Raw genomic sequence first — 21478 nt, 5'->3', positions numbered from 1 at the left:
ACCCCGCAGCGGCCCCGGACCCGGACCCGGACCCCGTCAAGGTGTTGTGAAAGAACGCGTGTTCCGCGTAGGCCACGCGTCAAGACCGGGTGCGAACGGCCGGTGCAGGGACTCCACTGGAGACGGGCCAAGATCCCTTGTGCGCCTGTGCCGTGAGTGGAAGGAACCGATCCGCCATGCCTGAGACCCAGGTCGCCCCCAGCCCCGCAGCCGCCGGCGGACAGCCGTGCGACCAGCCGCTCGGCAGCCCGTGGCCCGCCTCGGCCCGCACCGCCCCCGGCGGCGAGGTGCTGGTCGGCGGCGTCGGGCTGGACGAGGCGGCCGACCGCTTCGGCACGCCGCTCTACGTGCTGGACGAGGCCGAGGTGCGGGCCCGTGCCCAGGCCTACCGCCGCGCCCTGCCACACGCCGAGGTGCTCTACGCGGCCAAGGCCTTCCTGTGCAGCGCGATGGCGGACTGGGTGGCCGAGGAGGGGCTCGGCCTGGACGTCTGCTCGGCGGGCGAGCTGCGGCTGGCCACGGCCGCCGGCTTCCCGGCCCACCGGATCCTGCTGCACGGCAACGCGAAGACCCCCGAGGAGCTCCGGCTGGCCCGCCGGCTGCGGGTCGGCCGGATCGTCGTCGACGGCATGGCCGAGATCCCCCGGCTGGCCGCGCTGGCCATCGCGGACGTCCCGCAGCGGGTGCTGATCCGGGTGCTGCCGGGCGTCGCCGCCGGTCACCACAGCGCGGTGCAGACCGGCGTGGACGGGCAGAAGTTCGGCTTCCGGATCGACGGCGGCGACGCGGCCGAGGCGATCAGCCGCACGCTGGCCCAGCCCAGCCTCGAACTCGTCGGCCTGCACTGCCACCTGGGCTCCCAGATCACCGAAGTCGAGCCCTACCTCGACGCGTTGGACCGCCTGGTCGAGCTGCTCGCCGAGGTGCGCGAGCGGCACGGCGTCCAGCTGCCCGAGCTGGACCTCGGCGGCGGCCACGGCGTGCGCTACCTGCCGCAGGACCGCGAGCTCGACCCGGCCCGGTTCGCCGCCGCCGTCGGCGAGCACCTGGCGGCCCGCTGCGCGGTGCACGGCCTGAAGGCGCCGCGCCTGGTCGTGGAGCCGGGCCGCGCGATCGCCGCCCCGGCGGGCGTGGCGCTCTACCGGGTGCTGTCGGTCAAGCACACCGCCGACGGCCGGACCTTCGCCGCCGTCGACGGCGGCATGAGCGACAACCCGCGCCCGGCGCTGTACGGCTCCGCCTACGACGTGCGCCTGGTCGGCCGCTCCTCCACCGCCCCGACCGCCGTGATCGACGTGGTCGGCCGGCACTGCGAGGCCGGCGACGTCCTGGTCCACGACGCCCGCTTGCCCGCCGACCTGCGCCCCGGCGACGTGCTGGCCGTCCCCGCGGCCGGCGCCTACCAGTTCTCCATGGCCTCCGGCTACAACCTGGTCGGCCGCCCGGCGGTGGTGGCCGTCCGCGACGGCCGGGCCCGGCTGCTGATCCGCCGCGAGACGGTCGAGGACTTCCGCTCCCGCGAGGTGGGTCGCTAGTCCCGCGTCAGGCATCCTTCGCCCCGTCGCGACGGTTGCCTGACGCGGCACTGGACAGCGGCCGGCCGGCCGGACGGCCTGCCCGGAGCGGCCGCCAACCCCGTCACTGCGTGCCGGACTTGACCAGGGTGAGCTCCGGCGGCGACTCCTGGTGCGGCTGCGGGAGCCCTTCGCCCTCGATGTCGAGGTTCGGCAGCAGCTGGGCGAGCGGGCCCGGGAGCCACCAGGCCGCGTGGCCGGTGAGCGCGAGGACGGCCGGCACGAAGGTCATCCGGATCACGAAGGCGTCCAGCAGCACGCCGGCGGCGAGTGCGAAGGCGATCTGCTTGAGCATCTGGCTGTCGGTGGTCAGGAAGGCGGCGAAGACCGCGATCATGATCAGCGCCGCGGCGGTGACCACCCGGGCGCTGTGCCGGCCGCCGCTGTGCACCGCGGCGAGCGGCTGCCCGGTGTGGACGTAGGCCTCGCGCTGGCGGGACACCAGGAAGACCTCGTAGTCCATCGCGAGCCCGAACAGCACGGCCAGCAGGATGATCGGCAGGAAGCTGCTGACCGGCCCCGCGCGGTCCACGCCGATCAGCGTGCCGAAGTGGCCCAGCTGGAAGACCGCGACCACGGCGCCCAGCGTCGCGGCCACCGAGAGCAGGAAGCCCACCGCGGCCTTGACCGGGACGACCAGCGAGCGGAAGACCAGGAGCAGCAGGAGCAGCGAGAGCCCGACCACCACGGCCGCGAACGGGATCATCGCGGCGTCCAGCTTGGCCGAGACGTCGATGCCGACCGCGGTGCTGCCGGTCACGCCGATCGTCGCCCCGGTCTGCTGCTGGAGCGCGGGGGCGTTCGCCCGGATCGTGCTGACCAGCGTCTTGGTCGCCTGGTCGCTGGGCGCGCTGGCGGGGACCACCTGGATCAGCGCGGTGTGCGTGCCGGCGTTCAGCACCGGGTGCGCGACGGCGCTGACGTCGGGCAGCGCGCGGATCGCGGTGGCGATGTGGTCGGCCGCGGCGGTGGGGTCGGTGCTGTGGCCGGTGTCGGCCAGCACCAGCAGCGGCCCGTTGAAGCCGGGCCCGAACTCCTTGCTCACCTGGTCGTAGGCCAGCCGCTGCGAGGAACCGGCGGGGGCGGTGCCGTTGTCCGGCAGCGCCAGCCGCAGGCTGTGCGCGGGCCAGGCGAGCGCGCCGACGCCGATCAGCACGGCGAGCAGGGTCAGCAGCGGGCGCCGGGTGACCAGCCTGAACCACCGCTCGCCGCCGTTCGCGGGCCTGCCCGCAGCAGCGGCAGCGCCGCTCGGCGCCTCGGCCACCGCCTGCTCGCGCCGCATCGCCCGGGATCCGGGCCGGGGCGCCAGCCGCGACCCGGCGAAGCCGAGCAGCGCGGGCAGCAGCGTGGTCGCGACCAGGACGGCGATCAGCACGGCTGCTGCCGCGCTCAGGCCCATCACCGTCAGATAGGGGATGCCGACGACCGACAGGCCCGCCATCGCGATCACCACGGTCAGCCCGGCGAAGACCACCGCGCTGCCGGCCGTGCCGACGGCCAGCGCGGCCGACTCCTGCGGCGAGGTGCCGCGGGCCAGCGCGGCCCGGTGGCGGCTGACGATGAAGAGTGCGTAGTCGATGCCGACCGCCAGGCCGATCATCAGCGCCAGGCTCTGCGCGGTGGAGGAGATCGCCGTCACGCCGGTCAGCGACAGCACCCCGGCGATCGCGGTGACCACGCCGGCTATCGCGCTCAGCAGCGGCAGACCGGCCGTCAGCAGCGAGCCGAAGGTCAGCGCGAGGATGATCACCGCGATCCCCACGCCGATCAGGTCGCTGCCGCCGGACTTCGAGGGCCCGGAGCCGAACGCGGCGCCGCCGACCTGCACGTCCATCCCCGGCTGGTGCTGTGCGGCCACCGCCACGGAGCCCTTGAGCGCGTTCAGCGAACCGGACGCCAGCTGGCTCGGGGTCACCTCGTACTGCACCTGGGCGACGGCGGTGCTGCCGTCCGCGGAGACCGTCTGCGCGGCGACCGGGTCGATCACCTTGGCGACCTGCGGCGCGGACTTGGCGGCCGCGAGCGCGGTGCGGATCGCCGCCAGGTCGGCGGGGTCGGTCACCTTCTGCCCGGCGGGCGCGGTGAAGACCACCTGGGCGCTGGTGCCGGAGGAGGCGGGGAAGTCGCTCTTCATCCGGTCCAGCGCCTGCTGCGACTGCGAGCCCGGGATGGCGAAGGTGTCGTCCAGCTTGCCGGGGCCGCCGAAGGCCACCATGCAGCCGACGACCGCGGCGATCGCCGCCAGCCAGAGGGCCAGCACACGTCGTCGGTGCCGGAACGCGCACCGGCCCAGACGGTAGAGAAGGGAAGGCATGGGGGCTCCATGGCTGAGGATCTGCGCGGGTAAAAAAAGTGGCAGTTCTGCCACGTTAGCAAACATGGCAGAACTGCCAGATTCGCCCCCCGCACGACCGCGCGACGCGAGCTGAGATGATCCAGGAGTGAACGACGAAGGACCGGGCCGCAGGGAACAGAACAAGCGCCGCACCCACGACGCCTTGGTGGAGGCGGCCACCCGGCTCTTCCGCGAGCAGGGCTACGAGGTCACCACCGTGCGGGACATCGCGCTGGCCGCAGGCGTGGGCGAGCGCACCTTCTTCCGGTACTTCCCCACGAAGGAGAGCCTGATCCTGCAGCAGGTCAAGGACCTCGTCCCGCTGCTGGCGGAGGGCATCCGGTCCCGCCCGGCGGCCGAGCCGCCGCTGGCCGCGCTGCGCGAGGCGACCCTGGAGCTGGCCCGCCACGCGGAGTCCCCGCCGCTGCTCCTGCTCGGCCCGCGCCCGCTGAACCCGGACCCGACCAGCCGCGGCGACCGGTTCCTGCTCTTCGACCTGGAGGAGGCGGTGGCCGCCGCCTTCCTCGCGCGCCTGGCGCCGGGTGCGGACGTGGACCCGGAGCGGGACCCGGAGGACGGACGGGTGCTGCGCGCCGCCGTGCTCTCGCGCGCGGGCGTCTCCGTGCTGCGCGCGATCCGGATCAGCTACTCGCGGCTGCCCGAGTCCCGGCGCGCCACCCTCGACCTGCTGGACTTCGTGCACCGGGCCTTCCTGGCGCTGGAGGAGCGCGAGCGCTGAGCGGGCGGCCCGGGCGGGCCGTGATCCGGGCATTGGCCGATCGCAGGCGCCGACGTATCTTCTGGAGGGTCCGCATCGCCGCCGACCCGTTGGAGTCCGCCGTGAGCAACCCCGCCGTCAGTGCCCCCACCGCGCTCGCCGCCCTGCTGGGGCCGGCCCCGGACGGGGGCACGCTGCCGATGCCGCCGAGCTTCGACTCGGTCGAGGCCGAACGCCAGTACCGCAAGGAGCAACTGGCCGCGGGATTCCGGCTGTTCGGCAGGTTCGGCTTCTCCGAGGGGGTGGCCGGGCACATCACGGTGCGCGATCCGGAGAACCCGCAGTGGTTCTGGGTCAACCCGTTCGGCATGGCCTTCACGATGATCAAGGCCTCGGACCTGATCCTGGTCGACCACGAGGGCCGACTGCTGCACGGCAACCGGCCGGTGAACCGGGCGGCGTTCGTCATCCACTCCCAGGTGCACGCGGCCCGCCCGGACGCGGTGGCCGCCGCGCACTCGCACTCGCTGCACGGCAAGGCGTTCTCCAGCCTCGGCATCCCGCTGGACCCGATCACCCAGGACGCCTGCGCGTTCTTCGAGGACCACGCGGTGTACCGGGACTACCGGGGCGTGGTCGACGAGGTCGACGAGGGGCAGCGGATCGCCGCCGCCCTCGGCGACTGCAAGGCGGTCATCCTGCAGAACCACGGGCTGCTGACGGTGGGGCAGTCGGTGGCCGAGGCGGTGTGGTGGTTCGTCACCATGGAGCGCTCCTGCCAGGCGCAGCTGCTGGCGATGGCCGCGGGCACCCCGAAGCTGATCGACCGGGAGACGGCGCTGATCACCCGGGGGCAGCTGGGCTCGTCGCTGGCCGGCTGGTTCCAGGCCCGCCCGCTGTGGGACCAGATCACCGCCTCCGACCCGGACCTCTTCGACTGAGCGGGAGGCCGTCCGGAACCGGACGGCCCCGTCGTCGAAGGGTGCTCAGCCCAGTGCCGCGATCGCCGGCACGAACTGCGCCGCGTTCACCGTGCCCCAACCGGTCGCCAGGTCGTAGCCCTTGGTGGCGGGGAAGCCGGGCACGCCGTTGTAGGTGTTGGAGCCGCCCGTCACGTCGGTGATCCCGGTCCCGGGGGCGCCCAGCTGCTGCAGCCCGCCCAGCGCGTACAGGCCGCTGTTCAGGTTGCCCAGCCGGTGTCCGGCGTACTGGTCGGCCAGCGCCACCACGCCAGAGAAGACCGGGCAGGCCACGCTGGTGCCGCCCCACAGCTCCCAGCCGTTGTCCTGCGGCCCGAAGCTGTTGTACGTCCAGACCCCGGTCTTCGGGTCGCCGACCATGCTGATGTCCGGCACGCCGCGCGAGCCGCCCACCACGCCCGCCACCCCGAGCTGGAACGAGGGCCGGTTGAAGACCTTGGACCTGCCGCCGCCCGAGGCCCCGTCGTTGGTGGCGGGGGAGTCCCAGACGGTGTCCGGGCTCTGCCGGTCGCCCTGGTCGTCCAGGTGGACCGAGGTGCCGCCGACCGCGGTGACCAGCGGGTCGGAGGGCGGCCAGGAGGTCACCGGGTAGGGGTAGAGGGTGCTGCCGTCCGACTCGGAGTCGGTCACGCCGTTGTCGCCGGAGGAGGCCAGCACGGTCACCCCGTGCGCCGCCGCGTCCTTGAAGGCGTAGCGGAGGTTCAGCAGGCTGGAGTAGTCGCCCTTGTCGAAGCCGGGGAAGGTGTTCTCGGTGGCGCCGAAGCTCTGCGAGACGACGTCGCCGACGCCCTTGTCGATCAGCGACTGCTCGGCGTCCATCATCTCGGGCAGGCCGGTGGTGCCCTCGTTCTCCGACACGCCCGTCTCGACCAGCACGATCTTCGCGCCGGGCGCCATCGCGTGCGCCATGTCGACGTCGATGGTGGTCTCCTCGGCCCAGCCGGTCATGTCCGAGTCGGTCGGGTCGAAGGTCGGCACCGAACCCCACTTGACCACCTGCACGTTGGTGCTGGGTATGCCGAACTGCTTGCTGTAGACGTCCAGGTCGTGCTGGATCGTGGGCGAGCCGTAGGAGTCGACGATCACGATGGTGCGCCCGGCGCCGTTGATGCCCCGGTCGAACAACGGGTGCTCGTTGTAGGCCTGTTCGAGCTGGGTGGCGCCGTAGCAGAGGGACTGGAGCTGAGCCTGGCACTGGCTCGGCGTCAGCGGGGAGGCGTACTCCCCGGCCACCAGCCGGTGTCCGACGGCCGCCGGCAGGGGCCTGGCCGGGCTGCCGAGGGCCGCGCTGAAGGCGGCGCTCGCCGGAGCGGCGCCGGTCAATGCGGTGGTGGCGAGCAGGGCGAGGGTCCCGAGCGCGGAGGTGGTGGCCCGGCTGAGGGTGGTGCGTCGCATGGAAGTCCTTGTGGGGATGGAGATCGACAACGGCTGCGCGCCATCGCACTCCTGTCCGGGAGGGCCTGTCCCCGGCTTGTCCGATCCATGAGGAAAGTTTTGTCATGCCTGTACCGAGCGCCGCCAGGGCCGCCGAGACGCTCCGTGGCCGGCCGGTGGCGGCCGGTACCCGTCGCAGCTCGGCGGGTCAAAAGTTGGCAATGATTATCAGATCAGTGGCAGCTGGCCTGGATGTGAAAACCATTTCTAATTACTCTGTGTGGTGTCCACGAGAGACGGATCCCCAGGTCGGGAACCGCAGGCCTGAGGAGTGACCGAGCCATGAGCACCGCCATACCCGGCGCCGGTCTGCGGCGAGCCGTCACCGCGGTCGCCCTCGGCGCGATCACGGCCGCGGTGCTCGTCGCGACCGGCGGGTGCTCGACGGCCTCCAGGGCCGCCGCTCCGGGGCCCGGCGGTGCGCGGGTGATCCAGGTGGTGGCCGCGGAGAACTTCTGGGGCAGCATCGCGAGCCAACTCGGCGGCACCCACGTCAAGGTGGCCAGCCTCATCAGCAACCCGGACACCGACCCGCACGCCTACGAGCCCACCACGGCCGACGGCCGCGCCGTGTCGGTCGCCGACTACGTCATCAGCAACGGGATCGGCTACGACACCTGGGCCGGCAAGCTGCTGAGCGCCAACCCGATGCCGCACCGCACCGCCCTGACCGTCGGCACCCTGCTGGGCAGGAAGGCCGGCGACAACCCGCACCAGTGGTACTCGGCGGACAGCGTGCACCAGGTGGTCGACCGGATCACCGCCGACTACCAGAAGATGGACCCGGCCGACGCGGCCTACTTCGACGCCCAGCGGCAGACCTTCCTGAACCGGACGCTGGCCCCGTACGACCAGCTGGAGACCGCGATCAGGACGACGTACGCGGGCACCCCGATCGGCGCCTCGGAGTCGATCGTGACCCCGCTGGCCGAGAGCCTCGGGCTCAAGCTGCTCACCCCCGCGTCCTTCCTGGACGCGGAGAGCGAGGGCAGCGACCCGACCGCCGCCGACAAGGCCGCCATCGACCACCAGATCGCCGCCAGGCAGATCAAGGTGTACGTCTTCAACACCCAGAACTCCGACCCGGACGTGATGGCCCAGGTGAGCGCCGCCAAGGCGCAGGGCATCCCGGTCGCCCAGGTCACCGAGACCCTCGCGCCCGCGAACGACAGCTTCCAGGACTGGCAGGTCCAGCAGCTGCAGGGCATCGAGCACGCACTGGAGCAGGCGACCGGCAAATGAGCGGACAGACGATCGAGGAGGCCGGTGCCGGCATGAGCGTGACCGATGTGACGAAGAGCGGAACGACGAAGAGCGGGACGGCGACGGGCGGGACGCCGAGCGGGACCGGCACCGGCGGTGCGCCGGTGCCGGTGGTGTCGCTGCGCGGCGCCGCGGTGCGGGTGGGCGGACGTACGCTCTGGTCGGGCGTCGATCTGACCGTCGGCCCGGGGGAGTTCACGGCCGTCCTCGGCCCCAACGGGGTCGGCAAGTCCACCATGGTGAAGGTGCTGCTCGGCGTGCTGGCGCCGGCGGCCGGCGAGGTCGCGGTGCTCGGCGCCGCGCCCGGCGCCCGCTGGGGCTCCCGCGGGGCGCAGGCCGCCGGCGCGGCGGTCGGCTACCTGCCGCAGCGCCGCCACTTCGACGCGAGCGTGCGGATCCGCGGCGTCGACGTGGTGCGGCTGGGCCTGGACGGGGACCGGTGGGGGATCCCCGTCCCGGGCCTGGCGGCGCTCAAGCGGCGGCGCGCGGCCCGCCTCGGGATATCCGGGGCCGACGAGGCCGCGCGCGTCGCGGAGGTCATCGAGCTGGTCGGCGCCACCGCCTACGCGCACCGTCCGATCGGGCAGTGCTCCGGCGGCGAGCAGCAGCGGCTGCTGATCGCCCAGGCGCTGGTGCGCCGCCCCGCGCTGCTGCTGCTCGACGAGCCGCTGGACAGCCTGGACCTGCCCAACCAGAGCGCGATCGCCGCGCTGCTCGGCCGGATCTGCCACCAGGAGGGGGTGGCGGTGGTGATGGTCGCGCACGACGTGAACCCGATCCTGCACCACCTGGACCGGGTGGTGTACCTCGCCGAGGGCGGCGCGGTCTCCGGCACGCCGACCGAGGTGATCACCTCCGAGACGCTGACCCGGCTGTACCGCACCCCGGTCGAGGTGCTGCGCACCAGCGGCGGGCGCCTCGTGGTGGTCGGCCAGCCGGAGGCACCGGCCCGGCACACCGACCGGCACGCCGACGTGGGCTCCGACGTGGCTGCCGACGTGCCCGCCGCACGGAGCGGGGGTGCGGCCGCATGATGCTGGCAGCCGATGTGACGTCACCGACCTTCTCCTGGAACCTCGTCGCCGACTTCCAGGACATGTGGTCCTACGCCTTCATGGTCAACGCCTTCCGGGCCGGCCTGGTGGTCTCCGTGGTCTGCGCGCTGGTGGGCTGGTTCATGGTGCTGCGCCGGCAGACCTTCGCCGGGCACACCCTCTCGGTGGCCGCCTTCCCCGGCGCCTCGCTCGCCGTCCTGGTGGGCTTCAGCACCTCGCTCGGCTACTTCGGCTTCTGCGTGGCCGCCGCCCTGGTGATCGGGCTGCTGGGCCGCAAGGGCCGCACCGACGGCGCGGAGGAGTCCGCGGTGACCGGCACCGTGCAGGCCTTCGCGCTCGCCTGCGGCTACCTCTTCATCAGCCTCTACAAGGGCCTGCTGGAGGGACCGACCGCGCTGCTGTTCGGCAGCTTCCTCGGGATCACCACCAGCCAGGTGACGGTGCTGGCGGTCGTCGGCGCCGCCGTCCTCGCGGTGCTCGCGGTGATCGGCCGCCCGCTGCTGTTCGCCTCCGTCGACCCGCAGGTGGCGGCCGGGCGCGGGGTGCCCGTGCAGGCGCTCAACATGCTCTTCCTGGTGCTGCTCGGCGCGGCCACCGCCGAGGCCAGCCAGATCACCGGCACGCTGCTCGTCTTCGCGCTGATGGTGATTCCGGCCGCCACCGCCAACCAGCTCACCGCCCGGCCGGGCCTGAGCCTGCTGCTCTCGGTCGCGCTCGGCCTCGGCGCCTGCTGGGCGGGCCTGGTCGCCGCGTACTACCAGCCCTACCCGCTCGGCTTCTTCGTGACGGGCTTCGCCTTCGCCGGCTACGTCCTGGCGCACCTGGTGCGCCGTGGCCGCGAGGCACTGGAACGGTCGCGCGAGCGCGGCCCGCTGCACGTCGGTCCCCTGAGCGTCGGCCCGGGAGGCGCGGCATGATGTCGGTACTGTCCCAGGACTTCTTCCAGAACGCGCTGCTGGCCGGCACGTTCATCGCCCTGGCCTGCGGGCTGGTCGGCTACTTCCTGGTGCTGCGCGCCCAGATGTTCACCGGTGACGCGCTCAGCCATGTGGCGTTCACCGGTGCGATGGCGGCCCTGGCGGGCGGCTACGACCTGCGGCTCGGCCTGTTCGCCGCGACCATCGGGGTCGGCCTGCTGCTCGGCGGCCTCGGGCGCCGGGGCAAGCCGGACGACGTGGTGATCGGCAGCGTCTTCGCCTGGATCCTGGGCCTGGGCGCGTTCTTCCTCACCGTCTACACCACCTCGCGCAGCGGCTCGGGCCAGGGCGGGGCCGGGACCTCCGTGCTCTTCGGCTCGATCTTCGGCCTGCACGGCAACCAGACCACGCTGGCCGTCGCCATCGCGGGCGCGATCTGCGTGCTGATCCTGCTGATCGGCCGGCCGCTGCTGTTCGCCACCCTGGACGAGGCGGTGGCGGCGGCGCGCGGGGTGCCGGTCCGGGTGCTGGGCCTCGGCTTCCTGGTGCTGGTCGGGGCGTGCGCGGCCGAGGCGACCCAGGCGGTCGGCTCGCTGCTGCTGCTCGGCCTGCTGGCGGCCCCCGCCGGTGCGGCGATCCGCTTGACGGACCGTCCGTTCCGCGCGCTCGCGCTGTCCGCCGGGCTCGCGGTCGGCGAGATGTGGGGCGGGCTGCTGCTCAGCGCGGCGCTGCCCAAGCTGCCGCCGAGCTTCACCATCATGGCCGCGGCGAGTGCCGTCTACGCGCTGACCTTCCTGGTCCGCCCGCGGCGCGCGATTGCGCCGGACGGGGGAGTCAACGTCAAGGTGCCGTAAAGGAGGGGCGGCTGCGCGTAGTCCACGCGTCAAGGCCGGGTGCGCTTGCGCTGGGATGGGGCTCCACTGGAGCTGCGCGTGGGGATCACCGAGGTCCCCGGCGTCACGGCTCCTGGAAGGAAGCGACGCACCATGACCGATACCCAGGTCATCACCGTTCCGATCCCGACGGCCTTCTCCCTGGTCGACGCCGACGCCGAGGCCGAGGCCGAGGCCGACGCCGCCGGCCGGGCGTGGCTGCGGTCGGCGCGGGACGAGGAGGCCCTCCAGCCCGCGGACCCCGAGCCGGCCGCACCTGCGCACTGCCGGTACGCGATGCAGTATCTGGACTGACCGGGGCTCGTCGCCCGGTCTCCCGTCCCGACCGCTCGTCATCGGAGGAGCACCGTGACCACCGCAGCGCACGCCTCGCAGCCGCCCGAGGCGCCCGAGGCGCCCGAGGAACCCCCGGATACCGCCGTCGTCCGACCCGGCCCGATCCACGCGGGCCCGATCCGCTACTACGTCCCCGTCCGCGAGGCGCCGCTCGGCCACGCCGGGGTCACCCAGGTGCTCCGCCTCTTCCGGCAGCGTGACGGCAGCCGCTGCGCCGTCGCCTTCAGCTCGCCCGGAGCCCTGCACGCCCTGCTCGGCGCCGCCCAGCCGAGCGCCGAACTCACCGAGGCGGCCCTGCGGGCGCTGACCGAGCCGCTGGGCGTCCACCGCCTGGTCCTCGACCCGAAGCTGGTCGCCCCGCCCGCGCCCCCGGACGCCGCGGCCCCCATCGCCCCGCTCCGGACCGAGCGGCAGTGGCTGCGGCCCACCGCCGTGGGCCCTGACAGGGAGTGAACTGCACAGGATAAAAGTCCCCCTGCCTGTCTCCTGGCAGGGCTGCGAAAGTCGACGTCAGAGCCCGGTGCGGGCCGTGGCCGGCACCGCCGAGCGGTGCCGTACCGACGGGCGGCGAGCCGTTCCCGCTCGCGCCGTGATCGTCGACCATCCAGATCCATCCAGGAGAAACACCATGAGTTCGTCATCCCTGACCACCCTCTCCGGCAGCCGCGTCGTGGTGGTCGGTGGCAGTTCCGGCATCGGGCGGGCGGTGGCGCGGGAGGCCGCCGCGGCCGGTGCGCAGGTCGTCGTGGGCTCACGCTCCGCGGCGAAGCTCGCCGACACCGCCCGGGAGATCGAGGGCATCACCACCGGCGTCGTCGATGTCACCGACGAGCAGAGCGTGAGCGCCTTCTTCGCCGGTATCGACACCATCGACCACCTGGTGGTCTGCCCGGGGGACATGGCGACCGGGTCGGTCTACGACGTTTCGCTGGAGGCGGTCCGGCGCTCGTTGGAGACGAAGATCGTCGGCCCGCTGCTCTGTGTCCGGCACGCCGGGCGCAAGATCGCGGAGACCGGCTCGATCGTGCTGCTGGCCGGCGCCGCCGGCTACAAGCCCTACTCGGACCTGAGCGCCACCGCCGCCGCCAACGTCGGGATCGGCGGTCTGGGGCGCTCGCTGGCCCTGGAGCTGGCGCCGGTGCGGGTCAACGTGGTGGTGGCCGGCCTGATCGACACCCCGCTCTGGGACTTCGTCCCGGCCGAGGCCAGGGCCGCCATCTTCGAACAGACGGCCGCCGCCACGCCGCTGCGCCGGATCGGACAGCCCGAGGACGTCGCGCAGACCGTGCTGCACCTGCTGCGGAGCAGCTTCACCACCGGCGTCCTGAGCCACGTGGACGGCGGCGCCGTGCTCTGACCGGGGCGGCGGCTCGGATGGCCGCCCGGTTGGCGGCCGGATGGTCAGCGGGTCGGCTCGCCGACCCGCTCGACCAACTCGGCCAGCCGGGGCATCAGTCCGGAGCCGTCCAGCGGCTGGTAGGCGACCAGGGTGGCCTCGGCGCCCGCCAACCGGAGCTTGACGGCCCCCAGTTCGATCCGGCCGAGGGCCGGGTGCCGGAAGACCTGCGCGGCCGGACTGCCGATCCGCAGGTCCATCCGCTGCCACAGCTCGCGGAACTCGGCGCTCTCCTGGGACAGCTGCCCGACCAGCTCGGCGTACTCGGGCCGGACCAGCTGGTCCGCCGCCTGGGCCCGGAAGAGCGCGACAGCCTGCTCCGCGGAGTGCGCCCAGTCCTCGAAGAGGTCGCGGAAGAGCGGGTCGAAGGCGACGACCAGGTTGTTGCGGCGCTCGGGCGGAAGCGCGGCGAACCCCGGGAACAGCGTGGCGTAGCCGTCGTTCCACGCCAGCACGTCGAAGCGGTGGTTGGTGATGCAGGCCGGCAGCGGGCCCAACTGCGCGAGGAAGGAGAGGTAGAGGGCGGGGACCTGCTCCCTGGTGCAGAGCGGTGAGTCGCTGGGCAGGACCTCGCCGGCCAGCCGGAACAGGTGCCCGGTCTCGATGGCGTCCAGCTGCAACACCCGGGCCAGGCTGTTCAGCACCTGCCGGGAGACCTTGATCCGGCGCGCCTGCTCCAACCAGGTGTACCAACTCACGCTCACCCCGGCGAGCGAGGCCACCTCCTCGCGGCGCAGCCCCGGGGTGCGCCGCGTCCCGCTGCTGTACGGCACCCCGGCGGCCTGGGGGCTGATCCGGGCGCGCCGGCTGCGCAGGAAGGCCGCCAGCTCACGCCGCTGCTCGGTCGTCTCCACTGCCCCGTGCCCCCGTCCCTGTGGCCCCGCCCCTGTGCGTTCGGACAGCTTATCGGCCCAGGTAGGAGCGGGGAGGAGCGGGAAGGCGCAGCTGGTGCGTCGTCAGTGCTCCCGCAGTGATCGCCTGACCGCTCCAAGCACTGAGCCCCTGCGCGGCGATCGGCTACGCAGGGGATCAGTGGTGGAGTGGGTCAGACGGTGCCGAAGGTGCCCGCCTTGACCTCGGTGACGAACGAAGCGAACGCGTCGGCGCCGAAGATCAGGGCGCCCCCCTCGGGATTCTTCGAGTCACGGACGGGAGCGAGGCCCGGGAAGTTCGGGGCTACCTCGATGCAGTCGCCGCCGTTGTTACTGTAGGACGACTTGAACCAGGAGGCGCCGGACAGGTCTACGCGGTCGTTCATGGCTGAATTTCCTTTCGCGCCTTACGGATCAGTGCGAGGGATGGCGCCCGGGGCAGCGCTTCCACTAGCAGGTGATCGTACTCCCTGGACCAAGCCGTCACGGCTGCGCGCGACCGCTCAAGGTGGCCCTTGGCGATTGATTCGGCGTACCCAACTACAGAGTGGTCCGGGAGGTCAAGCAGCACAACCGGCAAGGTGAACGTCAGGTTCTCCCCGAGGCTGAAGGGGGCAATCTGAATTGTGATGTTCGGGCGTTGTGCCAGTTCCTCAAGATGACGCAGCTGCTCCGCCATTACCTGGTGCCCCCCGATACTGAACTTGAATTCGTGATGTCGGTCTGAGGATGATCAGCCGTCCATGATCAGGCCAGTGGTGGCGAGGCAGGCGTCGATGAGGTGAGGCCGGTACTGGATCTTCTTCAAGCTGCGTCTGACGGCTCGGGCGAGCTGGTCGAGGTCGGCGGCGGCGAGGTTGCCGATGGTGCGCTTGACCAGCGACCAGATGCCCTCCTGTGGGTTGAGGTCCGGTGCGTAGGAGGGGTGTTGGAAGACGGTCAGCCAGTCCTTGCTGGCCTGGATGAACTCCTGCATCGGCGGCATCAGGTGAGCACGGAGGTTGTCCCGCACGAGCACGATCGGGCCGCCGAGCTGGATGTGTGCTCGGATCAGCAGGTCCCGGTAGTCCTGCCAGGTCAGGCCCTTCCTCTCGCCCTTGCGACCGTGGTAGACGTGGAAGCTGTAGAACATCCGCGAGCGCTGGCCGGGCTTGTAGCAGCTCAGCCCCGCCATGGAGACCCGGCCGGCACCCCTGCCCCGCACCCGCACGACGGGGGTGCACCCGAGCCTGCCCCAGGTCCTGGCGCGCGGCGGCCTCATCGACTGCCCGGCTTCGTCGCTGAGTAGGCCCGGGGCGCGGTGCCGGGATTGCTCCCGGTCCGTTTCCCCGGACCTCTCGCCGAACCCGCCGTGCGTCTCTCGACGCAACGGGCTCTCCACGGTCTCTGCCGTCAGGTGGTCCCAGTGACCCAGGGGTTGGGGATCGTGTTGCCGCGGTAGCGATACCGGGTGACCGGGATCGCGCTGATCTTCCGCAACTCGATCTCGCCCGCGCTAATCGGCAGCCACCGCCCGGTGGGGGTGGTGAGCCGTCTGCGGACGTCCGACCAGTTCCAGTGATGCCGCTCTTGCAGCAGCCGGATGACCCGCCACCAGACGAGGTTGTCCAGGTTGCTGAAGGTGTGCTTCGCAACGGCATGCCTGAAGTAGTTGGCCCATCCGTGGGTGACCCTGTTCAGATTGATCAGCACCACGGCCAGGTCCTGCTGCGACGTTCTGTGGGTGAGGGCACGGATCTTCGCCTTCACCGACCGCAGAGGCCGGTCGGCGATGAAGGTGTAGACGTACCACTTGTCCGTTCCGCGCTTGCGGCGCCACTGGATGTGGAACCCCAGGAAGTCGAACCCCTCGCTCAGGTGCACCAGTTGGGTCTTGGCTTCCGAGAGCCGCAACCCCATGGGTGCGAGAACCTGGGCGATCTCCCCGCGCAGTGCCTCGGTGTCCTGCCTGGCCCCTTTGACCAGGACGACGAAGTCGTCCGCGTAGCGGACCAGCCGCCACGAGGGCAGGCCCTTGGCGCTCCGCTTCTCGCGCCGAGAGCTGGTGGACAGTTCCCCGTCCGGTTCCCATGCCCGGTGCAGGTGCTCATCGAGCATCGACAGGGCGATGTTCGCCAGGAGCGGGGAGATGATGCCCCCTTGCGGTGTGCCGGTGAAGGTCTCCTGCTGTTCCCCGAGCTCTGTAAGGAGACCGGACTTCAGGAACGCCTTCACCAACGCCAGTACCCGTTTGTCCTTGACCCGGCTCCGGACCCGGTCCATCAGCGCGACGTGGTCGATCTCGTCGAAGCACGCCGCGATGTCCGCGTCCAGCACCCACCGATAGCCGTGGGTGCCGTAGAAGTGGATCTCGGCAATCGCGTCCTGGGCCCGCCGCTTGGGTCGGAACCCGTAAGAGACCGGCTTGAAGTCGGCCTCGAAGATCGGCTCCAGCACCAGCTTCAGCGCGGCCTGGACGACCCGGTCGGCGATCACGGGAATCCCCAACCGCCGCACCTTCCCCGCCCCGCCCGGCTTGGGGATCTTGCGTTCCCGTACCGGTAGCGGCCGGAACGAGCCCTGCCTGAGCTGGGCCCGAAGGTCGTCCAGGAACCCGGGGACCCCGAATCGCTCCTCGACGTCGGCGGCCGTCAGGCCGTCCACGCCGGGAGTGCGGGCTCCCCGATTGCCGGCGACCCGGTCGAACGCCGCGATCAGCGTCGCCGGGTCGTGCACGAGGTTGAACAGATCATCGAACCGGCGGCCGGGATCGGCCGCCGCCCAACGGTGAAGCTTGGCCTGCATCTCCGATACCCGCTGGCGTGGACCCACCGGGTCCGCCTCCAGCGGAGCGCCGCTGTTCAGCGGTGCGTCTTTCGGCATTGCAGTCTCCTTCCCTTCTCGATACCGCTGCCGCCCTTCCCCATGTGCGCGGGCTCTCCCCGGCTCGGAGTACTACGGCGGCTCCGCCCCACCCGGACCATTCGGCAGTCGATGTGCCTATCCCCAACCGGGCACTGGCCGTGCACGACCGGGGAGTTGAGAACGGGTGGTTCCCGTGTTCACTGCGATTCGCTCGTTGGAGTAGGAGCCCGACTGTGTCCCTGCGGCATCGCCACGAGTACGCCGTAGACCTTCCTCGTGGCCTCCCGAACGGCTTCGAAATACCGGTCAAGGAGTTCCTCACTGCCACAGGACAGCGAGTGCGCACCGCCTCCGGCCCAGATCCGTCAGGTTCGAGCCGGTGTATTGGTTAAGAGACGTAAAGACGCCGGTTCCTCGCGTACTCCTCTCCATCCCGCTCGCCGGACCCGCACCATCTGGCAGTACTGGCACGTCCCGGCTTTGTCAGGGCCGCTCCCGCCCTCCCCGGCATCACCCGGATCAGGCTGCCCTCAGCTCCACCTCCCTGCTACGACAGGTCGGCGGTGAAGGTCTCTCACCTCCACACGAATCACAGCGCCTCACGGCGCAACTCGAAGACCAGCCAGGCACCGCGGGCCGCCGCGGCGCTTTTACCCGCGGCCACGTGTCCTTCTTCCACAACTCAACCGCCGAATCGTCGCGTTCGATCGCCCGGCGGGCCGGCTGCTGCCAGGACCAGCCGTGCCGCTTGAGCAGGACCCAGGTGCCCTCCACGGTGTAGGACACGTGGAACAGCCGGCCGATCAACGTCTTCACCCGTGCCAGGGTCCACCGCTGGTCCTCCCAGCCGTGGGCCAGCGGCCCGCGCTCCAACTCCCTTTCCAGTCGCACGATCTGGGCGTCGGAAAGCTTCGGACGACCGGGCGATCCCTTCGAAGCCACACCTGCCGCACCGCCCTCGCGCCACTGCCGGCGCCAGCGCTCCACCGAACGCACGCTCACCCGCAGTACGGCCGCGATGTCCCTGTTCTTCTCGCCGCCCTCGAAGCGTTCCACGGCCTGCTGCCGGATCCGCTCCCGCGCGGCCCTCTGCGCGTCGGTCAAACCACCGCCCTGTGCATACCTCACAGCACACGACTACCGGGACCGTCCCTCCGCCGGCAGGCGAACGCTACTGCTTCACCCAACCGAGCGACATCACGCATTCAAGTTCAGTAGCCCGGTGCAGACACCCCTCCTCAAGCACTGCATGGAGAACCGGTGGCGCCTTCTGGTTAAGCAGCTCTTGACGGACAGCCAGGTACTCGATTCGTTCGTCTGCCTCGGTCTGGGTGATGGCCCCCCGTCGGACCGCCGCGTGCGCGAGAGCTGCGGCATAAGCCGGTGTCTGGAACAGACCAGGAACGATGATCAAGCCAACTGTTCGCAGGCGGCGACACTTGGCCTCCGCATCCGCGAACTCGGGGAACCCTTCCAGTAGCGCCGCGCGTGTGTACTTGCGCCACAACTCATAGAACTTCTGCCCGGTTTCGAAGACCTCATCGGCCTTAACAGCAACCTCGCGTGTTGGAGCTCGCTTAGCTCGTTCGAGGTACGAGACGAACGCGCCGGTGTAGCCCAAGCGCTTCCCAAGCTCCACCTGTGACCACTGCCTAGCCCGCCGTGACCTGCGCAGTTCCAGGCCGAAGCGCACGTGTGGAGATGACTGAGGGGCAGCGTCGTTATCGCTCAAGATCGTCGAACTCCTTAACGCGACAGAGCTGTCAAGGTCAAAACACTAGCGAGCGTACGGGGTCGTGCCGATCCTTGGTAGTGGAACCACTACGGAGAGGAGCGATGGTGAGTGCGCGCAGAACGCCCCCACAAGCGCAGTGCGATCCCGAGGCGAACGGGCGTGCGATCAAGGCCACTTGTACCAGCGACAGTGCCACGGCCGCCCAGCCCGTCGCCCTGGTGGTCGACGTCCCCGACACCGCCCCGCCGACGAGACCGCGCCGGCGGGTCAGCCCCGAGGAATCGGCGGCGATCCTGGCCGAGTACAGCCCCACCATGGCGGACGCCGTTGGTCGCAGGCGCGCCCCGGTCGACTGGCCGTTCTGCGAGTGCGGCAGCAGCAACTGCCCGGACAAGGGCGCGGCGTAGTGACCACTCCCGACCGCCCGGCCGGGACCGCCGGTGACTGCGACAGTTGCCAGTACCTGGACGCGATGGCCTGCACGTACGCCGGTAACACCCATCAGGTCGCGGCCATCGTCCGACTGCGCGACGCCCATGCCCCCACCTGCCCGAATCCGCGCGGCGGTGACCCCGGCGCGCAAGCCGATCACGATGGCTGACGATCCCGAACCGATTGCCCTGCCGCCCTCGCACCAGTGGCGCCCGGGTCGCTGCATCTGCTGCGACCGTCGCGCATTGGTTGCTCCAGGGCCGCAAATTCCGACCCCAGAGAACCAGTTGGTGACGCTGCCCTTCTGCTTGGTCGGATTCGAGCGGGCAGCGCGCTACCTCCACCGCATCCGGATGTCGACTCAACTTCCGTACATCCAGAAGTAATTGAGAACCCAAACAGACTCCCGTGTCGCGCCGCCAGTAGCGCGGCCACCAACACGGGGTGCCCTGGTGAACACCGCCAGGGCACTTCCCCCGAGGAAGGCACCACCATGGCCCACTGTGATGTTGACTCCGCGAGCCCGCCCCGCCGTCGTATCGGCGCCGTGGTCCTGGTGCGCACGCTCACCGGAGCCGTACTGCTGGTCAAGCCGACCTACAAGGAAGGCTGGACCCTCCCCGGCGGCGCCGCCCACCAGGGCGAGAAGGTCTCCGACGCGGCGGCCCGGGAGTTGAAGGAGGAGACGGGCCTGATCCGCGAGATCACGCACTACCTCGCCCTCGACCAGGTCCCGGCCGGCGACGACGGCAGCTCCGCCGAGGGCTTCAACATCGTCGTGGACGGCGGCACGCTCACCCCCGCCGAAGCGGGGTCCATCGCGATCCCCGCGAGCGCGTCCGACGAACTGTCCGGCATCACCTGGGTGCCCCTGGAGCAGCTCGGCGGGTACACGGTGCCCTACCAGGAACGGCGCATCCGTCAGGCCTACGCCGCTGCCCAAGTCGGCCTCCGCCTCCCGCTGCTGGACCACGGCCGGGCCGTCGGCGACGGCGTGCATGGCTGAGCCGGCCGACCCTCGTGATGCCTGTGCACCGCCCACGTCGCCCTGCCCGCGCTGCGACGAGCTGGATGCGCGGCAGAAGACGGCCAAGGCGGCGCACGACAGATCCGCCCTGGTGGACGAACGCGTACTGAGACGCGAGCACGCGCGCCTCGCGCGGTGTGAACGGGCCCGTGCCATCGTGCAGACCTTTCCGTCTCCCTGACAGGAACAAGCCTCCTGGCGCCCTCAGCTGCTTCCCCGACGCCGGGCGGATCCCGAACCCTTCGACACCATGAAAGGAGTGCCCTTGGCCACGCCGCCCCCGCGGTGCCCCGTCTGCGGGTCCGACTGCCCGGGCATCTGCCGACGGATCCTCTACTGACCCGGCACCGGTTTGCCCGTGGGCTCATCCCTCGGGGACATGCCGACGGGCAACCCGTCCAACTCCCAAGAATGGATGGACACATGCCGTACAAGAACGCTATCTGGAAGGTTCTCCTGCAGAGCGCCGGCAACCCCAACTGCCCGTTCTGCCGGGGGACCGGAGTACGACTCGGGTCGGAGCCCGGCAAGGTGCGGATCTGCACCGGCTGAATCTCGCGCCTCAGCACCCGGGACGGGGCTCGCACAGTGCTCGCGAGGACCGGACGCCGGGGCGGGTCCGAAAGGTTCATCAACCTCACGAAAGGACGTACGGTCATGCGACCCAAGATCACGGCGCACATCCTCGAGAGCGGCTCCTGCCCGGCGGGCGGAGACCACCAGTACCAGATGTGGAGCGCCAAGATGAGGTGCGTCAAGTGCGGTGCCACGCTGGGCTGAGCACGTGAATCCGGGGGAGGGCGCCCAATTGGGTTCCCTCCCCCTTGCAGGAGGGATTGCGCCATGGAGCCTCATGTCACCTGGGGTGAACTCCCACAGTCAGTAAGGAGATTGGTCAGGGAGCGAGAAGGAGAGGTGATCTCTGCAAAAACCGTGGAAGATGGGATCACCTGCCGAACGGCACTCATCCTCTCAACGGCAACGGAGACGCTGTTTCTGAAGGGTACGCCGGTCTCTGATCGCAGCGGCGTGGAAGCACAGCGCATGGAAGCTGACGTCAACGCAGCAGTCGCGCGGGTGGGTCCGGCGCTTCGCTGGGAAGCTGTTGCCGATGGGTGGCACCTGATCGCCTTTAACTATGTGAGTGGCCGGCACGCGGACCTCACGCCCCAAACTCGCGACGCTGTGGTAGTGGCTGACACGCTCAAGCGTGTTGGTTCATGTCGCCCACCCAAGGGCGGCATCGTCCCGTTGCTGGTTGAGCGGTACCGTCAGACTCTCGGGCCCGGGGACTATAGAGCGCTTGACGGCTCATCGCTGCTGCATACTGACACCAACCCGCACAATCTCTTGATCGTGTCTCAGCGCGGCTACCTGGTCGACTGGGCCATGCCGGCTATCGGGCCCGCTTGGGCGGACGCTGCACAGATGGCCGTCCGACTCATGGGTTACGGCTGGAAGCCCCAGGATGCCCGTACGTGGCTCAGCAGGTTCCCCGAGTGGGAGCGCGCCGGCCAAGCCACCAAGGGCACATTCGTACGTGTGGTCACCGACGACGCAACGATCCGTTTCGGCACACATGCAGAGGAGGAGAACGCCCGGTACCGCGCGCTGTTGGGGTGACCAGTCCCGTCCGTGTGTCGATCAGGGCGCATGGGCGGGGCCCT

23 protein-coding genes and 2 pseudogenes are annotated in these 21478 nt (G+C 70.9%); 16 read left to right on the top strand and 9 right to left on the bottom strand.

Translation table 11 applies throughout. The features are described from left to right. Positions 1 to 176: 176 nt before the first annotated feature. A complete protein-coding gene (gene lysA / locus OG294_RS10570; RefSeq protein WP_327066212.1) occupies positions 177 to 1535 on the top strand; it encodes a diaminopimelate decarboxylase in 1359 nt (452 codons plus the stop codon). Between the two features lie 103 nt (positions 1536 to 1638). Here the strand turns inward: lysA and OG294_RS10565 are convergent, their stop codons facing one another. Next, positions 1639 to 3888, bottom strand: coding sequence for an MMPL family transporter (locus tag OG294_RS10565; RefSeq protein WP_327066211.1), 2250 nt, complete (start codon positions 3886 to 3888; stop codon positions 1639 to 1641). Between the two features lie 127 nt (positions 3889 to 4015). Between OG294_RS10565 and OG294_RS10560 the strand changes: the two genes are divergently transcribed. Continuing rightward, positions 4016 to 4648, top strand: a complete 633-nt coding sequence (locus OG294_RS10560) for a TetR/AcrR family transcriptional regulator (protein ID WP_327066210.1) — start codon at positions 4016 to 4018, stop codon at positions 4646 to 4648. 143 nt (positions 4649 to 4791) lie between these two features. After that, positions 4792 to 5568, top strand: a complete 777-nt coding sequence (locus OG294_RS10555) for a class II aldolase/adducin family protein (RefSeq protein ID WP_327071494.1) — start codon at positions 4792 to 4794, stop codon at positions 5566 to 5568. A gap of 45 nt (positions 5569 to 5613) precedes the next feature. On the opposite strand, the gene OG294_RS10550 is transcribed toward OG294_RS10555, so the two are convergent. Continuing rightward, positions 5614 to 7002: a S53 family peptidase gene (locus OG294_RS10550; protein WP_327066209.1), complete on the bottom strand. Its 1389-nt coding sequence runs from the start codon at positions 7000 to 7002 to the stop codon at positions 5614 to 5616. A gap of 321 nt (positions 7003 to 7323) precedes the next feature. On the opposite strand from OG294_RS10550, the gene OG294_RS10545 reads away from it, so the two are divergent. The 7 genes from OG294_RS10545 (at position 7324) to OG294_RS10515 (ending at position 12862) form a co-directional block, all read left to right on the top strand. Then, positions 7324 to 8283 carry a metal ABC transporter solute-binding protein, Zn/Mn family gene (locus tag OG294_RS10545; protein WP_327066208.1) on the top strand — a complete coding sequence of 320 codons (960 nt, stop codon included), beginning with the start codon at positions 7324 to 7326 and terminating at the stop codon, positions 8281 to 8283. After that, on the top strand, positions 8280 to 9338 hold the full coding sequence (locus OG294_RS10540; protein ID WP_327066207.1) for a metal ABC transporter ATP-binding protein: 1059 nt from the start codon (positions 8280 to 8282) through the stop codon (positions 9336 to 9338). Before OG294_RS10545 ends, OG294_RS10540 begins: the two co-directional genes overlap by 4 nt. Then, positions 9335 to 10276 (top strand): metal ABC transporter permease, encoded by a 942-nt coding sequence (locus tag OG294_RS10535; protein WP_327066206.1) that lies wholly within the window; start codon positions 9335 to 9337, stop codon positions 10274 to 10276. Before OG294_RS10540 ends, OG294_RS10535 begins: the two co-directional genes overlap by 4 nt. Beyond that, positions 10273 to 11130 (top strand): metal ABC transporter permease, encoded by an 858-nt coding sequence (locus tag OG294_RS10530; protein WP_327066205.1) that lies wholly within the window; start codon positions 10273 to 10275, stop codon positions 11128 to 11130. The genes OG294_RS10535 and OG294_RS10530 overlap by 4 nt, the downstream gene beginning before the upstream one ends. A gap of 132 nt (positions 11131 to 11262) precedes the next feature. Beyond that, the gene (locus OG294_RS10525; RefSeq protein WP_327066204.1) at positions 11263 to 11463 is read left to right on the top strand and encodes a hypothetical protein; all 201 of its coding nucleotides are present in this window, start codon (positions 11263 to 11265) and stop codon (positions 11461 to 11463) included. Between the two features lie 54 nt (positions 11464 to 11517). After that, complete coding sequence (locus tag OG294_RS10520; RefSeq protein ID WP_327066203.1) at positions 11518 to 11958, top strand: SAV_915 family protein; 441 nt, start codon at positions 11518 to 11520, stop codon at positions 11956 to 11958. A gap of 175 nt (positions 11959 to 12133) precedes the next feature. Next, positions 12134 to 12862 carry an SDR family oxidoreductase gene (locus tag OG294_RS10515; RefSeq protein WP_327066202.1) on the top strand — a complete coding sequence of 243 codons (729 nt, stop codon included), beginning with the start codon at positions 12134 to 12136 and terminating at the stop codon, positions 12860 to 12862. Between the two features lie 44 nt (positions 12863 to 12906). Here the strand turns inward: OG294_RS10515 and OG294_RS10510 are convergent, their stop codons facing one another. From OG294_RS10510 to OG294_RS10480, 7 genes and pseudogenes are all read right to left on the bottom strand, one after another. Beyond that, positions 12907 to 13755: a helix-turn-helix transcriptional regulator gene (locus OG294_RS10510; protein ID WP_327066201.1), complete on the bottom strand. Its 849-nt coding sequence runs from the start codon at positions 13753 to 13755 to the stop codon at positions 12907 to 12909. 191 nt (positions 13756 to 13946) lie between these two features. After that, on the bottom strand, positions 13947 to 14159 hold the full coding sequence (locus OG294_RS10505) for a DUF397 domain-containing protein (protein ID WP_327066200.1): 213 nt from the start codon (positions 14157 to 14159) through the stop codon (positions 13947 to 13949). Continuing rightward, a complete protein-coding gene (locus OG294_RS10500; protein WP_327071493.1) occupies positions 14156 to 14470 on the bottom strand; it encodes a Scr1 family TA system antitoxin-like transcriptional regulator in 315 nt (104 codons plus the stop codon). The genes OG294_RS10505 and OG294_RS10500 overlap by 4 nt, the downstream gene beginning before the upstream one ends. Positions 14471 to 14506: 36 nt before the next feature. Further along, a pseudogene (locus OG294_RS10495) lies at positions 14507 to 15061 on the bottom strand (transposase); the annotation flags it as partial. Between the two features lie 104 nt (positions 15062 to 15165). Then, positions 15166 to 16635 carry a group II intron reverse transcriptase/maturase gene (gene ltrA / locus OG294_RS10490; protein WP_327065651.1) on the bottom strand — a complete coding sequence of 490 codons (1470 nt, stop codon included), beginning with the start codon at positions 16633 to 16635 and terminating at the stop codon, positions 15166 to 15168. A gap of 592 nt (positions 16636 to 17227) precedes the next feature. After that, positions 17228 to 17745: pseudogene (locus tag OG294_RS10485) on the bottom strand (winged helix-turn-helix domain-containing protein); the annotation flags it as partial. Positions 17746 to 17788: 43 nt separating this feature from the next. Then, a complete protein-coding gene (locus OG294_RS10480; RefSeq protein ID WP_327066197.1) occupies positions 17789 to 18349 on the bottom strand; it encodes a Scr1 family TA system antitoxin-like transcriptional regulator in 561 nt (186 codons plus the stop codon). 107 nt (positions 18350 to 18456) lie between these two features. Between OG294_RS10480 and OG294_RS10475 the strand changes: the two genes are divergently transcribed. The 6 genes from OG294_RS10475 to OG294_RS10450 all read left to right on the top strand — a co-directional run bounded on the left by OG294_RS10475 (position 18457) and on the right by OG294_RS10450 (position 21434). After that, the gene (locus OG294_RS10475) at positions 18457 to 18759 is read left to right on the top strand and encodes a hypothetical protein (protein ID WP_327066196.1); all 303 of its coding nucleotides are present in this window, start codon (positions 18457 to 18459) and stop codon (positions 18757 to 18759) included. Beyond that, positions 18759 to 18953, top strand: coding sequence for a hypothetical protein (locus tag OG294_RS10470; RefSeq protein ID WP_327066195.1), 195 nt, complete (start codon positions 18759 to 18761; stop codon positions 18951 to 18953). Before OG294_RS10475 ends, OG294_RS10470 begins: the two co-directional genes overlap by 1 nt. A gap of 324 nt (positions 18954 to 19277) precedes the next feature. Further along, positions 19278 to 19790, top strand: a complete 513-nt coding sequence (locus OG294_RS10465; protein WP_327066194.1) for an NUDIX domain-containing protein — start codon at positions 19278 to 19280, stop codon at positions 19788 to 19790. 444 nt (positions 19791 to 20234) lie between these two features. After that, positions 20235 to 20363, top strand: a complete 129-nt coding sequence (locus OG294_RS10460) for a hypothetical protein (protein ID WP_327066193.1) — start codon at positions 20235 to 20237, stop codon at positions 20361 to 20363. A 105-nt stretch (positions 20364 to 20468) separates the two neighbouring features. Then, on the top strand, positions 20469 to 20591 hold the full coding sequence (locus OG294_RS10455) for a hypothetical protein (RefSeq protein WP_327066192.1): 123 nt from the start codon (positions 20469 to 20471) through the stop codon (positions 20589 to 20591). 135 nt (positions 20592 to 20726) lie between these two features. After that, entirely contained in the window at positions 20727 to 21434 is a 708-nt protein-coding gene (locus tag OG294_RS10450) for an aminoglycoside phosphotransferase (protein WP_327066191.1), read from the top strand. Positions 21435 to 21478: the final 44 nt, after the last annotated feature.

The organism is Kitasatospora sp. NBC_01302 (genome assembly GCF_035976515.1).
Lineage (GTDB): Bacteria > Actinomycetota > Actinomycetes > Streptomycetales > Streptomycetaceae > Kitasatospora.
This window is presented reverse-complemented; position numbering and strand designations above follow the sequence as displayed.

Bases quoted from the DNA above. Each gene is read 5' to 3' on its own strand.
- OG294_RS10545 (WP_327066208.1), top strand. From the start codon at position 7,324: ATGAGCACCGCCATACCCGGCGCCGGTCTGCGGCGAGCCGTCACCGCG.
- OG294_RS10550 (WP_327066209.1), bottom strand. From the start codon at position 7,002: ATGCGACGCACCACCCTCAGCCGGGCCACCACCTCCGCGCTCGGGACC.
- OG294_RS10505 (WP_327066200.1), bottom strand. From the start codon at position 14,159: ATGAACGACCGCGTAGACCTGTCCGGCGCCTCCTGGTTCAAGTCGTCC.
- OG294_RS10460 (WP_327066193.1), top strand. From the start codon at position 20,235: ATGCCGTACAAGAACGCTATCTGGAAGGTTCTCCTGCAGAGCGCCGGC.
- OG294_RS10515 (WP_327066202.1), top strand. From the start codon at position 12,134: ATGAGTTCGTCATCCCTGACCACCCTCTCCGGCAGCCGCGTCGTGGTG.
- lysA (WP_327066212.1), top strand. From the start codon at position 177: ATGCCTGAGACCCAGGTCGCCCCCAGCCCCGCAGCCGCCGGCGGACAG.
- OG294_RS10455 (WP_327066192.1), top strand. From the start codon at position 20,469: ATGCGACCCAAGATCACGGCGCACATCCTCGAGAGCGGCTCCTGCCCG.
- OG294_RS10525 (WP_327066204.1), top strand. From the start codon at position 11,263: ATGACCGATACCCAGGTCATCACCGTTCCGATCCCGACGGCCTTCTCC.
- ltrA (WP_327065651.1), bottom strand. From the start codon at position 16,635: ATGCCGAAAGACGCACCGCTGAACAGCGGCGCTCCGCTGGAGGCGGAC.
- OG294_RS10465 (WP_327066194.1), top strand. From the start codon at position 19,278: ATGGCCCACTGTGATGTTGACTCCGCGAGCCCGCCCCGCCGTCGTATC.
- OG294_RS10530 (WP_327066205.1), top strand. From the start codon at position 10,273: ATGATGTCGGTACTGTCCCAGGACTTCTTCCAGAACGCGCTGCTGGCC.
- OG294_RS10540 (WP_327066207.1), top strand. From the start codon at position 8,280: ATGAGCGGACAGACGATCGAGGAGGCCGGTGCCGGCATGAGCGTGACC.
- OG294_RS10535 (WP_327066206.1), top strand. From the start codon at position 9,335: ATGATGCTGGCAGCCGATGTGACGTCACCGACCTTCTCCTGGAACCTC.
- OG294_RS10565 (WP_327066211.1), bottom strand. From the start codon at position 3,888: ATGCCTTCCCTTCTCTACCGTCTGGGCCGGTGCGCGTTCCGGCACCGA.